The sequence below is a fragment of the Rhizobium sp. FY34 genome, from assembly GCF_005222845.1.
Taxonomy (GTDB): Bacteria; Pseudomonadota; Alphaproteobacteria; order Rhizobiales; family Rhizobiaceae; genus Neorhizobium.
In genome coordinates this window covers 146,070-159,514 of sequence record NZ_STFZ01000005.1, presented here as the reverse complement: position 1 = coordinate 159,514, position 13,445 = coordinate 146,070, and the positions used below count along the sequence as shown (strand labels likewise).

The following is a 13,445-nucleotide window of genomic DNA, read 5'->3' as shown; positions in this document are numbered from 1 at the left end:
CGTGAAAACATGTATATACATTATAACCGTGAGGCAAGCGGAATTTCGTCGGCCTCCGGAAGAGAGGGCAGGTTGATGGTTGTGATCCACGCAGAGAATGTTTTGTTGCCGCAGGGCTGGTGCCGCAATGTCAGGCTGACAATCACGGCCGGACAGATCGCCGCCATTCAGCATGATGCGGCGCCGCAGCCGGCAGATGAGTGCCATGCGGTGATCATTCCGGCCATGCCCAACCTGCATTCTCATGCCTTCCAGCGGGCCATGGCCGGCCTTGCCGAGGTTCGCGGGCCGGGTGCCGACAGTTTCTGGAGCTGGCGCTCGCTGATGTATCGCTTTGCGCTCTCCATGACGCCGGATCAGGTGGAGGCGGTGGCAGCGCAGCTCTACATGGAAATGCTGGAGGCGGGTTTTGGCCGGGTCGGCGAATTTCATTACCTGCATCACGACAAGCACGGCGGGCTCTACGGCAATATCGCCGAGATGGCCGAGCGCATTGCGGCGGCAAGCGTCGAGACGGGCATCAACCTCACCTTGCTGCCGGTCTTCTACGCCCATTCCGGTTTTGGCGGTCAGCCACCCGCCGATGGCCAGCTGCGCTTCATCCATTCGCCCGATCAGTTTGCCCGGCAGATGGAAGCCTGCGGCATGCTCACCGCACGCCTGCCCGGTGCGCGTCTGGGCATTGCACCGCATAGTCTGCGGGCTGTTGCGCCCGAGGAACTGGCTTTGATCCTGCCGCTCGCAAACGGTGGTCCGGTGCATATTCACGTCGCCGAACAGGTGAAGGAGGTGGAGGATTGCCTTTCCCATACGGGCCAGCGCCCGGTGGAATGGCTGCTGGCCAATGCGCCGGTCGATCATCGCTGGTGCCTGATCCATGCGACGCACATGACAGCTGAGGAAACATCAGGCGTGGCCCGCGCCGGTGCCGTGGCGGGTCTGTGCCCGATCACCGAGGCCAATCTCGGCGATGGTATTTTCGAGGGCGAGGCGTTTCTGGCGCAAGGCGGTTCCCTCGGGATCGGCTCGGATTCCAACATCCTGATTTCGGTGGCGCAGGAATTGCGACAGCTTGAATATTCGCAGCGTCTTGGCCTCAAGGCGCGCAATGTCGTGGCCAAGACAGAAGGCTCGACGGGACGCCGGCTGTTTGATGAAGCCCTTGCCGGCGGGGCACAGGCGCTTACCGCACCATCCGGCATCGCGCCGGGTGCCAGCGCGGATTTTGTCGCCTTGAATGTGGACGCCGTTCCCTATCTGGCAGGCGACCAGATTCTCGATCAATGGATCTTTGCCGGCGGTGTTTCGGTGGATTTCGTCTGGGTGCAGGGCCGCAAACAGGTGGAAAAAGGTCGCCATTGTCACCGGGACGCGATAAATGGTCGGTTCCAGACAGTGATGCGGGAATTGATGGTGCAATGAGCGGAGAACGGCACGCATCGGCGGAAAAGGAAGGCACGCTGCACAGCCGCATTCTGGGCGATCTGGAGCGCCATATTCTCTCCGGCGACTGGCCGCCCGGTCATCGACTTCCCTTCGAGGTGGATCTTGCCACGCAATATGGCTGCTCGCGCATGACGGCCAACAAGGTGCTGACCCAGCTTGCCCGCGCCGGGCTTATCGAGCGACGCAAGAAGTCAGGCAGTTTTGTATCCCAACCCGTGGGACAGGCGGCCGTGCTGGAAATCCACGATATCGAGGCAGAGGTTCGGGCACTGAAGCTCGCCTATGCATTTCGGCTGGAAAAACGTGCCCGCCGAGTGGCCAGCGCCAAGGATCGGCTGCATCTGGAACTGGCCGAAGGCGCGCCGATCCTGGACCTGACCTGCCTGCATCTGGCCGGCGAGCGGCCATTCTGCCTTGAACAGCGCCTGATCAACCTTGCCACGGTGCCGGAGGCAGAGGCCGAGACCTTTCTGGACATGGCGCCGGGTGCCTGGCTGATCAGCCGCGTGCCGTGGAATACTGCCGAACACCGCATCCAGGCGCTGGCCGCCACGGCCGAGACGGCCACCAGCCTTGGAATTGCCCGCAATGCCGCATGTCTGGTGATCGAGCGGCGCACCTGGGGCGCGTCGGGTCCCGTCACCTTCGTGCGCTTTACCTATCCCGGAGACCGCCATGCACTGGTGGCCCGTTTCCAGCCCGGCGGCGAGGGCGCGTGAGATAGAACTGTGCCGCCACATTGCTGCGCGCCGAACATGATCTCAGGGCGCAAGCAGAATGTAGTGAAAGCTGGAGACCTTGCTGTCGTCGCCACCCGTATAGGGCAGGGACAAGGCGCGGGCCTCTCGCGTGTCCGCCTGTCGTCCAAGATTCGTGGAAAGCCAGGTCTGAATGGAAGCTGGCAGATCGGCATCATCGCGCCAGACCAGCAGGATGGGGCGCCCGGCAATCGGCGTCAGTTGCAGATTGGGGAAATCCACCGCCATGACCGGCACGGCCGGCCACTGCGCCTTCATATTACCCGCCGTATGCCAATCATTGGTGATGATCAGGCCCGGTTCCACCGGCAGTTCGCGACGCAACTGCGCGGTAAACTCCCCATAGGGCTTGCGATAGTGCGATGTCTTGTCGGCAAGGCCGACGACCAAAAGGGCGACGGGAATCGCGAGGGCCATGATGATGACGCCGCGCCAGATGCGCTGCCATCCCCGTTCGGCATCAACGCCCGCAGCCTGCAGCAGCAGGCATAGCGAAATCGGCGCATATTGCAGAAGCGGCAGCAGCCAGCGATCGCGAAACGTGGTGAAAGTGGTGGCAAGGATCAGCACCACCAGGATCATCAGAATGGCGGTTGGCAGAAGCGTGAAGAAGCGGTCCCATTGGTGAGGGCGGCGTACAAGGTGCAGGGTCGGTCGGCCAAAGGCAAGGCCGAAGAGAATGACAGCTGGTGCGACGGCAATGGCCGTCATCAGAACAAGATTGGCAAGCCCAATCAGGATTTGCAGTGACCTGCTGTTGTTTCCCGCATCTTCGGCCATGCGGGCCACCGTGACGCTCGAGGCAACCGCCAGATGGTTGAATAGCCAGATGGCATGCGGCAGGAATACAAGTCCTGCAATCAGGATCGTCAGGGCAAAACGCCAGTTCAACAGGCTCTGTCGTCCCTGCCGGGTGAGAACCGTTGCGACAGCCAGGCCCGCAACGAACAATGCGAAATTATATTTCGTCAGCATGCCGAGGCCGATGGCAGCCCCAAGCAGGAGATAGTTGATGGTCGCTGGGCGCTCGACCGTGCGCACTGTTGCCATCAATGTCAGGTTGACGAACAGCAAGGTTGCGGTGGTGTGCGACAGGTCGCGCTGCGCCTGCCAGAAGAATTGTGGCGTGAGGAACAGGCCAAGCGTGGCCATCAGCGTGAAGGCCCGATCCTTCAGTACCATGTGCGCAAGTTTGGCATAGGTGGCGATGACTGCAGCCAGCACGACACCCTTCAAGGCGGCAAGGCCCAAAACATAGTTCTGCGTCAACTCGAACACGAGGCGCTGAACCCAGTTATACAGCGGCGGCTGTGCGTCATATCCCGCTGTCAGCCATTGTGACAGAAAGACCTGCTGCGATTCGTCCATGCGCAGGCCCGGTGGCAGAGCGAGGCGCACGAGGAAGGTGACAAAGAAATACACCGCCGCAAGGGCGATGACTTCGCTGGGGAAGGGTGAGGCAGACGTGGGCTGTTCGGGATGGTTCATTCGGTATCGCGCAAATCTGTTCAAACGGGCCTTGTTGCAATGGCACCGGAAGCCGGCGACCTGCGGGTTGGATCGGCCGCCCAGACACTGTTTCCAGCCGGCAGGATGGCGATGCGCTTGCGGGTCAGTATCTGCCAAAACACAAGCATGTATCGAAATGACGATTTTACCTTTTTAGTCACTTTCGATTTGAAAGATCCCTACGCTGCTCGCTGCCAGTGATCAAGAGGCTTGTGAGCATCCCGGACGGGTAGCTATCTGCTTCCGGCGCAACTGTCTGTGATGAGCGCCGCGTTCTGGCTTTTGAAGCGCTGCGTGATCTGCTATCGCGGCGCGGCCAGGGCGATTTGACGAGAACCGCCTGCCCGAAGAATGCCTTGAAGACCGTCCAGTTCCACCACGCTGCGTGATGGTATGACGTCACCAGAAGGAATGCGACGTGTCCATGATCCAGCCGCCCACCGCCATCAGAAAACGGGTGGTTCTGCATTTTCCGGGTTTTGAAGGGCTCGATGCCGCAAAGCACCGGGAGCGATTTGCACGCTCAATGGTCAAGACCGCCAAGCTTTGGGATTTTTCGGCAACGACATCCGCTTTGAACGGTGATGCTGTTCAGCCGTTTTTCGATGTGGATAGCCAGGGTGACGGTTGGCAGACCGATAGCCGCGTCCATATTTTCGACCATAGCGAAATCGTCGACAGGCTGAACAATCGCCCTTTGGTGCTGCGTCTGCTGCGCGGGTTCGCTGCTGCGGCGCAGGTGGTGGCGGAAGGCGGGGCGACGGCCTATTTCCGCCATGCTTGGCGCTTCGGCCTGTTTTTCATCTTCCCTTTCCTGGTCGTCGCTGCCGCCCTGCTGGTAAGTCTTGCGCTGATTACCTATCCGTTCTGGCTCGGTCTTGCCCCGTGGCACACCCTGATCGGTCTGGTGCTCGCCTATGTCTTCTTTCTGCGTTTTTTCGTTCCCTGGGCGGAAAGATCGCATATGTTACACCTGTTTTCCGACTGGGAACTGGCGGTCGCGGTGGCGCGGCTGGACGAATCCTATGTGACGGACTGGCTGGCGCGCAGCATGGCGGCGGCCAAGCTTGCCCTTGCCGAAACGGCGGATGAGTATGTCATCAGTTCGCATAGCATGGGCTCCAGCATGGCGGCGCATGTCCTGGGCAGACTTCTGGAAGAGGAGCCGGATCTGTTGGCCGGCAAGAAGGTTGTGTTTGCCACGCTGGGCGGCGCCACGCTTCAATGCGCATTTTTGAAATCGGCCGGGCTTTTGCGACAAAGGGTCGGGGCTATTGCGCGCGTGCGCGAGGTGTTCTGGCTCGATGTCCAGTGTCTCACCGACATCATCAATTTCTACAAGGCGCGGGTCGTTGCCCTTTGCGGACATGAGGACGCACCGGCGGCGCATATCGCACTCATCCGCATCAAGCACATGCTGACATCTGAGCGCTATGCGAAAATCCGGCGCGACTTCCTGCGGGTCCATCGGCAATATGTGCTGGATTCCGACTGCCGCTCGCCGTTCGATTTCGGCCTCATGGTTGCGGGACCTTTGCCGGCATGCACATTTGCCGGCTATACGGGCGAGGGTCCTCTGCCCAAAGCCTGATAAGGGCGTGCCGAGGTTCTCAGGCCGCCTGCTGGCTGGCTGCGGCAGCATGGCCTCGGACACACTTCGTCAAGCCGTCGGAAACAAACCACGTCTGGTTCCGACGGCCTGGGTCAGGTCTTCTACCATCGACACTTGTAAAGGTTCACGCCATTGCGGGCAGGCGTATACGCCACCTTGAGATCGGCAAACTGCGGTGTTTCGGTGGTCAGGATCTGGTTGAGCTTGCTCACGTCCCAATGCGCGATAAATTCGTATTTCGTGTCGCTGTCTATACTGCCCGCCGTTGGACTTTGCGCATTCGCAGGTTTTGATATCGTCCATCCCAATGTCAGCAACGACAATAGAAATGTAATTATACGTAATGCTTTGTACCCATCTGTGCTGCTTTTCAGCGGTGCAATTTGCGTATTGATGGCAAAAAATTTGTAAAATTATTATGATTTTGCCGGATTTGTTACGACTGAATTGTTTGCATTTAAGGAGTTATAGATAACTGTAATCTGATTTTGTTTAAGTTTGCTGTCGTGGTTCCGCCCGCGCGTTTGGGATTTGAGCCGGACGCAGCTATCACCGCCCCCCCTTCACACTAAAAAAGGCCCCCGATTTGCATCGGGAGCCCATTATCTGCTTCAGAATTGAGTGATCAGATGAGGTCGAAACGATCGGCGTTCATCACCTTGACCCAGGCTGCGACGAAGTCGTGCACGAACTTTCCGCCATTGTCGCTCTGGGCATAGACTTCCGCCAGGGCGCGCAGCTGCGAGTTCGATCCGAAGACGAGATCGACGCGTGTTGCGCTCCACTTGATGGCGCCCGTCTTGCGGTCGCGGGCCTCGAACAGGGTTTCTGCCGGCGTCAGCGCTCTCCAGGTCGAACCCATGTCGAGCAGGTTGACGAAGAAGTCGTTCGTCAACTGGCCGGGACGCTGGGTGAAAACGCCGTGCGGCGAGCCGCCGACATTGTTGCCGATAACGCGCAGGCCGCCGAGGAGAACCGTCATTTCCGGCGCCGTCAGCGTCAGAAGCTGGGCCTTGTCGATCAGCAGTTCTTCCGGCGAGATGGTGAACTCGGTCTTCTGGTAGTTGCGGAAGCCATCGGCCACCGGCTCCAGAACGTCGAAGGATTCGCCATCCGTCTGTTCCTGCGTTGCATCGGTACGGCCCGGCGCAAAGGGCACTTCGATGGCATGACCGGCAGCCTTGGCCGCCTGTTCGACGGCAACGGAGCCGCCGAGCACGATGAGATCAGCCAGCGAGACTTTCTTGGCTCCGGCCTGTGCGCCGTTGAAGACGGACTGGATGGCTTCGAGCGTCGCCAGAACCTTGGAGAGTTGGGCCGGCTGGTTGGCATCCCAATCCTTCTGCGGGCTGAGGCGAATGCGTGCGCCATTGGCGCCGCCACGCTTGTCCGATCCACGGAAGGTCGAGGCGGATGCCCAGGCCGTCTGCACCAGTTCCGACACGGTGAGGCCGGATGCAAGGATCTTGCCTTTCAGCGCGGTGATGTCGCCTGCATCGATCAGCAGATGATCGACGGCCGGGATAGGATCCTGCCAGATGAGGTCTTCCGAGGGCACTTCCGGGCCGAGATAGAGAACCTTGGGGCCCATGTCGCGGTGGGTCAACTTGAACCAGGCGCGAGCAAAAGCATCGGCGAATTCATCCGGGTTCTGGTGGTAGCGGCGCGAAATGGCTTCATAGGCCGGGTCCATGCGCATCGCCATGTCGGCGGTGGACATCATGATCGGCACCTTCTTCGATGCATCCTGCGCGTCCGGTGCCATGTCCTTTTCGGCAAGGTCCTTGGCATGCCACTGCCATGCGCCGGCCGGGCTCTTTACCAGTTCCCATTCATAGCCGAACAGCACGTCGAAATAGCCCATGTCCCACTGGATCGGGTTGGCCGTCCAGGCGCCTTCAAGGCCGGAGGTGATGGTGTCGGAGCCCTTGCCGCTCTTGTAGGTGCTCATCCAGCCAAGACCCTGTTCGGTGATGGCGGCAGCTTCCGGCTCGGGACCGACATGGGCGGCATCGCCGGCGCCATGCGTCTTGCCGAATGTGTGGCCACCGGCAACCAGTGCCACGGTTTCGGCATCGTTCATCGCCATTCGGCCAAATGTGTCACGGATGTCGCGGGCAGAGGCCAGCGGATCGGGCTTGCCATCCGGGCCTTCCGGGTTGACGTAGATGAGGCCCATCTGCACGGCCGCCAGCGGATTTTCCAGCTCGCGATCGCCGCTGTAACGGCTGTGATCCTTGTCGCTGGTGGTCATCCACTCGACTTCGGGACCCCAGTAGATGTCTTCTTCCGGCTCCCAGATGTCGACGCGGCCGCCGCCGAAGCCAAAGGTTTTGAAGCCCATGGATTCCAGCGCGCAATTGCCGGTGAGGATCATCAGGTCAGCCCAGGAGATGGCATTGCCATACTTCTGCTTGATCGGCCAAAGCAGACGGCGGGCCTTGTCGAGATTTGCATTGTCGGGGAAGCTGTTGAGCGGCGCAAAGCGCTGCGTGCCGGAGGTGGAGCCCCCGCGGCCATCGCCCGTGCGATAGGTGCCGGCGCTGTGCCAGGCCATGCGGATGAAGAAGGGGCCGTAATGGCCATAATCTGCCGGCCACCAATCCTGACTGTCGGTCATCAGGGCGTAAAGGTCCTGCTTCAGGGCTTTCAGGTCCAGCGCCTTGAACGTGTCTGCATAATTGAATGCCGGGCCCATCGGGTTGGACAGCGCCGTGTTCTGATGCAGCATCTTCAGGTTCAGCTGGTTTGGCCACCAGTCGCGGTTGCTGCGCATGCTCTGGCTTGTTGCCCCGTGGGCCACCGGACATTTGCCGGCTGTACCTGTTTTCGTCACGTCCATAATAGCCTCCAAGAGAGTGTTGGTTCTCGGTGATGATCAACCGGAATTGCAACGTTTGTGCGACATGAGAACCATGCCGCGATCCGTCCCGATCACCGCTTCATCATCGTCTGGAACACACCTAGCAAATGGGAGCCATTAGTGTAAGTAGGATTAAATGATCGAATTGATAGGCTAAGGTTATGGCGACCCCAACACTTCGGCAATTGCGGTATTTCGAGGCTCTGGCCCGTTGCGGCCATTTTGGCCGGGCGGCGGAGGCCTGCGCCATCTCGCAGCCGGCGCTCTCCGTACAGGTGAAGGAACTGGAGGAAATGCTCGGCGTGGAGCTCTTGGAACGCAGTGCGCGGCAGATCCGCCTCACCAGTTTCGGCGAGGAATTCGTGTTGCGGGTGCGCGAGATCCTGCGCTCGGTCGATGAACTGGGGGATCTCGCCCGCGCCTCGCGCCAGGAACTGGTCGGTCGGCTGCGCATCGGCATTATTCCGACGATTGCGCCCTATCTTCTGCCGAGTGTGATTGCCAATCTAACGCGCAGGAATGCGGCTCTCGACATTCACCTGCGCGAAACGGTAACGCCTAAGCTGATCCAGGAGCTTTCGGAAGGCCGGCTGGATACGGCGATTGTGGCGCTGCCGGTTTCAGAAACCTCACTGGAGGAAGTGGCGCTTTTTGAGGAGAGTTTTCTGCTCGTGCGCCCGGCGGAAGACGAGGGCAAGCCGGTGCCCAACCGGGAAATGCTGCGCGAGATGCGGCTGCTTCTGCTGGAAGAGGGCCATTGTTTCCGCGAACAGGCGCTGTCCTTCTGCAATCTCGGCATGGGCGCCTCCAAACCGCGCGAGCTTCTGGATGGCAGTTCGCTCTCTACGCTGGTGCAGATGGTGGGGGCGGGCATTGGCATCACGCTGATCCCGGAAATCGCGGTGTCGGTCGAATCGCGCGCCGCCAATGTCTCTATTGCCCGCTTTGAAGATCCGCAGCCGACCCGAACGATCGGCATGGTGTGGCGCAAGACAAGCCCGATTGCCCGCCAGCTGGCGCAGGTTGGAGAAGTGGTGCGCGCTTCTGCTGAAGCCCTGCGCGCAGCGCGCGACCCTGTAGTGGCAGCGTCCGCGCGCGCCTGACGCGTGAACCACAGGCCAAGCGTGTCCGGTGGTGTCAGTCCTCCGGCAGCAGCCCGTCGAATACTTCCAGCAAGGCGTCGACGATCGCCTGGCCAAGGCCATTTGCAGCGCTGGCAATCGTCTCGTCCGTACCCTCGCGGGCCGCAAGCGCCAGATCGCCGCCTTCGCCGGCGACGATGGAACTGGCACGTTCGACGGCCCATTGGGCAAAATCGCTGCGGTTCTCGATGTTGACCGTATCCAAGAATAGCTCCTTGATGATTGGCTGTTTGCGCTGCTGGCTGCTTGTGGCAGAACGGGTGCGGCCTCCTAATAGCCGAGCTGCGCCAAGCTGTCAGCGTTCATCTGCTGCTCCTGCCGCAAGTTCCTCAAGCCCTTGTCATAGGCATTTGCGATCGCCGCGAACTTGACAGCTTGCCAGCTTGCATAATCGCGCACCAATTGCTGCGAGACCGATAGGTCGCCACGGTTGGCCGGAAGGCTCCAGACCAGCAGATCTTGCGATTTGGCTCGTGCAAATACACGCTGAACATGACCGCGCGACAGGGTGTGGCGTGTCGAGATTTCGCTGGCACGCACCGCGCCGAGGCAGAGGGGCGCTCCATCTTCGGGCATGTCTTCGGGCAAGCGGCAGATCAGGTCATGCAGAATGTTGCTGCCCGATTCTGTTTTGACAAAAAGATCAACGCTTGCCGGTGGTCGAGACCATTGCGGATCAAATACAAGGGTGCGCACCACAATGGGCTGCATGTGGAGCAGCAAACGCGGTTCGCCTTTGAACGTGGTAGATCGGTTGCCGCCATCCAGCTGATCTAGACCTTCCAGGTGACTTTCGAGCCATTGACTGATCATGCGTTCCGAATAGCCACTAAGGCCAAGCGGCTTGGCGCGTCGGTCATGGGTCTCCTGGTCGATCAGCAGGCCGTAGGCGCGCATTTCCGCGAGATGTGCGGTCAGCGTATTCTTGCTGAAGAGTGGCTGAGCGGCAAAGAAATCGATGAGCGTTCGAGCTGTCAAAGGAGGTAGGCTGTCATCCTGTCGCCGCTCGAAATGAATGGCGGTGATTGCCTGAGTAATCAGCCATTTTTGCATGCTGGCAACATAGCGGACGGTCCGCGGGGCCTCATCATGCATGGCCAGAAGCTTCAATGCGGCTTGGCGCAGGATCCGCAGGAAGATCGGCTCGTTGCTATCGTGCATGATGTTGAAGCTGCTGTCGTGCGGGTACGGTGTCTCACTCGGTTCTGATTTCACGTATGCTGGCCCAGGTTGCATTTCGTGACTTGCATGCGCGTGGCAAAAAAGAGAGTTTCTCCACCTCGATACCTCGATACCTCGATACCTCGATACCTCGATACCTCGATGCTTGTCGTCTGGCTGTTTAGCCTCTCTCTGCTGCAGCAGGAAGACAGTCAGCCGCGGCGGACTCAATTTTGGGTGCATCGCCGAGCAATCTGCATATGACCTTGATCAGGCCCTCTGATGCTGTCTAAGAGCTCTTGGTTTCCGGGTGAAATACCTTTGGAAATCGGCAGCTGGAGGATGCTAGGGGTCCGTGATGCCTCCAGCTGCAACCGCGTCTGAAGGAGGCCCATGTGCTGGTCGTGCGTCATATGGGCCTTCACTTGTGTCGCGCTCATAGACACCAAAATCATTCAGTTTCATTGGCTCCAGTCTCATCCTGTTGAGGTGCATGTCCACCTATTGCGGCCATTTCGTTTTTCTCTAAGATGAATGAAAACGAAAAGGGTGGATCATGCTGCTTTCCGCGCGCCAGGTCGAGATCATGGCTCTTGCCAAGGAGCATGGGCGGGTTTTGGTCGAGGAATTGGCGGTCCGGTTCACGGTCACGCCGCAGACCATTCGCAAGGATCTCAACGATCTGTGCGAGACACGGGCCTTGAACCGCATCCATGGCGGCGCTGTGTTTCCAAGCGGCAATGAGAATGTCAAATACGAGGCGCGCCGCTCCATGGCGGCTGCCGAAAAGCAGGCGATCGGCCGTGCAGCGGCGGCGATGATCCCCGACAATTCCTCACTCTTCATCAATATCGGCACGACAACCGAGGCGGTCGGCGATGCTCTGGTGGATCATAAGGAACTCATGGTCATCACCAACAATATCAACGTGGCCAATCGCTTGCGGGTCTTCCCCGCTATCGAGGTGGTTATTGCCGGTGGTGTGGTGCGCGGCTCCGACGGCGGTATCGTCGGCGAGGCGGCTGTCGATTTTATCCGTCAGTTCAAGGTGGATTTTGCCGTGATCGGCGTGTCGGCCATCGATGAAGATGGCGCGCTGCTCGATTTCGATTTCCGCGAGGTCAAGGTGGCGCAGGCGATCATCGCCAATGCGCGGCATGTAATCCTGGTGACCGACGCTTCCAAGTTCGAACGCACGGCGCCGGTGCGTATCGGCCATATCTCGCAGGTGCATAGTTTCATCTGCGATCACTGTCCGTCCGCAAGTGTCCGAGCGGTCTGTGCAGCGCAAGATGTGGCTCTGATCGAAACATCGGTGAAGACAGGTCATACGAATGGCGAATAGCATTCGTTTGACATTCGAATATATTTCGAATTACAGTTTAGTTGTTTCGCAAGTGCTCAGGTTTGCTGCAGTGCGATGGGTGGGGAATGGCTGAAGGGCGCGTTTACGATCTGTTTGTGATTGGCGGCGGCATCAATGGCTGCGGCATTGCCCGCGATGCGGCAGGTCGCGGCTATTCGGTTGCGCTGGCCGAGATGAATGATTTTGCCTCCGGCACCTCTTCGGGTTCGACAAAGCTGATCCATGGCGGATTGCGCTATCTCGAACACTATGAATTCCGTCTGGTGCGCGAGGCGCTGATGGAGCGCGAAGTGCTCTGGGCCATGGCGCCGCATGTCATCTGGCCGCTGCGTTTCGTGCTGCCCTACCAGAAGGGCGGCGTGCGCCCTGCCTGGCTCATCCGGCTTGGACTGTTTCTCTATGATCATCTGGGCGGCCGCAAGCTTCTGCCGGCAACGAAAACAATCGATCTGCGCCGTGACGAGGCGGGAAAACCGCTGAAGCCGCTGTTTGGGCGCGCTTTTGAATATTCTGACGGCTGGGTGGATGACGCGCGCATCGTCGTGTTGAATGCACGGGATGCGCAGATCCGTGGTGCCACCATCCTGTCGCGTCACAAGGTGACGTCTGCGCGCCGAGATGGCGATGCCTGGGCCGTGACGGTGGCGCATACGCTGAGCGGCGAGACGCAGACGATCCGCGCCCGGATGCTTGTCAACGCCGCCGGCCCATGGGTCGATCAGGTGCTGGCCGGCGCCATGGGGCGCAACAATGCCCACAATGTGCGCCTCGTGCAGGGCAGCCATATCGTGGTGCGCAAGAAGTTCGATCATGCACGCGCTTACTTTTTCCAGAATCCCGATAACCGCATCTTCTTTGCCATTCCCTATGAGGGCGAATTCACGCTGATCGGCACCACGGACCGCGACTATACCGGTGATCCGAAGGCCATCAGGATCAGCGACGAAGAGGTGAATTATCTCTGCAATGCCGCAAGTGAGTATTTCGCCGAGCCGGTGCGTCCGGCCGATATCGTCTGGAGCTATTCGGCCGTGCGGCCGCTTTATGATGATGGCGCGTCGAAGGCGCAGGAAGCCACGCGCGACTATGTGCTGAAGCTCGATGAGACGGAGGGCGCGCCGCTTCTCAATGTGTTTGGCGGCAAGCTGACCACCTATCGTCGGCTGGCCGAACATGCGCTGGAAAAGATTGGTGGTGCGATTGGCACCCGAGGCGCATCATGGACGGCAGGCAGCCGGTTGCCGGGCGGCGATTTCGCGGTTCTTGGCTTTGAGGCGGAGGTGAAGCGGCTTCTGTCGCACTCGCCGTTCATCACGAGGGTCCATGCCGAACGCCTGGTGCGCTGCTATGGAACCGATGCGGGCGTCATGCTGGGCAAGGCCGAGACTGCCGCTGATCTTGGTTACCATTTCGGCGGCTCGCTCTATGAGGCCGAGGTTCGCTGGCTGATCGACAAGGAATGGGCGGTGACGGCAGAGGATGTTCTCTGGCGCCGCACCAAGCAGGGGCTGTTCCTGACCGCTGCGCAGGCTGCCGGTCTGGAAGACTATATGACCGGAGCCCGCCACGCCGCCTGACGGTGTGAGGG

10 protein-coding genes are annotated in these 13,445 nt (G+C 59.8%); 6 read left to right on the top strand and 4 right to left on the bottom strand.

Annotated features, from left to right (window positions below; all coding sequences use genetic code 11):
• Positions 1 to 75 precede the first annotated feature (75 nt).
• Together E8M77_RS02725 and hutC are read left to right on the top strand one after the other, a co-directional pair.
• Positions 76 to 1,422, top strand: a complete 1,347-nt coding sequence (locus E8M77_RS02725; protein WP_137129072.1) for a formimidoylglutamate deiminase — start codon at positions 76 to 78, stop codon at positions 1,420 to 1,422.
• Positions 1,419 to 2,165 (top strand): histidine utilization repressor, encoded by a 747-nt coding sequence (hutC, locus tag E8M77_RS02720; RefSeq protein WP_137129071.1) that lies wholly within the window; start codon positions 1,419 to 1,421, stop codon positions 2,163 to 2,165. The genes E8M77_RS02725 and hutC overlap by 4 nt, the downstream gene beginning before the upstream one ends.
• Positions 2,166 to 2,207: 42 nt before the next feature.
• Here hutC and E8M77_RS02715 read toward each other — a convergent pair whose 3' ends face one another.
• The gene (locus tag E8M77_RS02715; RefSeq protein WP_137129070.1) at positions 2,208 to 3,692 is read right to left on the bottom strand and encodes a glycosyltransferase family 39 protein; all 1,485 of its coding nucleotides are present in this window, start codon (positions 3,690 to 3,692) and stop codon (positions 2,208 to 2,210) included.
• A 445-nt stretch (positions 3,693 to 4,137) separates the two neighbouring features.
• Between E8M77_RS02715 and E8M77_RS02710 the strand changes: the two genes are divergently transcribed.
• Positions 4,138 to 5,304, top strand: coding sequence for a hypothetical protein (locus E8M77_RS02710; RefSeq protein ID WP_137129184.1), 1,167 nt, complete (start codon positions 4,138 to 4,140; stop codon positions 5,302 to 5,304).
• Between the two features lie 646 nt (positions 5,305 to 5,950).
• Here the strand turns inward: E8M77_RS02710 and katG are convergent.
• A complete protein-coding gene (katG, locus tag E8M77_RS02705; protein ID WP_137129069.1) occupies positions 5,951 to 8,167 on the bottom strand; it encodes a catalase/peroxidase HPI in 2,217 nt (738 codons plus the stop codon).
• A 182-nt stretch (positions 8,168 to 8,349) separates the two neighbouring features.
• Between katG and E8M77_RS02700 the strand changes: the two genes are divergently transcribed.
• Positions 8,350 to 9,291 carry a LysR substrate-binding domain-containing protein gene (locus E8M77_RS02700; protein ID WP_137129068.1) on the top strand — a complete coding sequence of 314 codons (942 nt, stop codon included), beginning with the start codon at positions 8,350 to 8,352 and terminating at the stop codon, positions 9,289 to 9,291.
• A gap of 34 nt (positions 9,292 to 9,325) precedes the next feature.
• Here E8M77_RS02700 and E8M77_RS02695 read toward each other — a convergent pair whose 3' ends face one another.
• Entirely contained in the window at positions 9,326 to 9,535 is a 210-nt protein-coding gene (locus E8M77_RS02695; RefSeq protein ID WP_137129067.1) for a hypothetical protein, read from the bottom strand.
• 65 nt (positions 9,536 to 9,600) lie between these two features.
• Positions 9,601 to 10,491 (bottom strand): hypothetical protein, encoded by an 891-nt coding sequence (locus E8M77_RS02690; protein WP_137129066.1) that lies wholly within the window; start codon positions 10,489 to 10,491, stop codon positions 9,601 to 9,603.
• Between the two features lie 556 nt (positions 10,492 to 11,047).
• Here E8M77_RS02690 and E8M77_RS02685 point away from each other — a divergent pair.
• The gene (locus E8M77_RS02685; RefSeq protein WP_137129065.1) at positions 11,048 to 11,836 is read left to right on the top strand and encodes a DeoR/GlpR family DNA-binding transcription regulator; all 789 of its coding nucleotides are present in this window, start codon (positions 11,048 to 11,050) and stop codon (positions 11,834 to 11,836) included.
• A gap of 86 nt (positions 11,837 to 11,922) precedes the next feature.
• A complete protein-coding gene (gene glpD / locus E8M77_RS02680; RefSeq protein ID WP_137129064.1) occupies positions 11,923 to 13,434 on the top strand; it encodes a glycerol-3-phosphate dehydrogenase in 1,512 nt (503 codons plus the stop codon).
• The last annotated feature ends 11 nt before the right edge of the window (positions 13,435 to 13,445 follow it).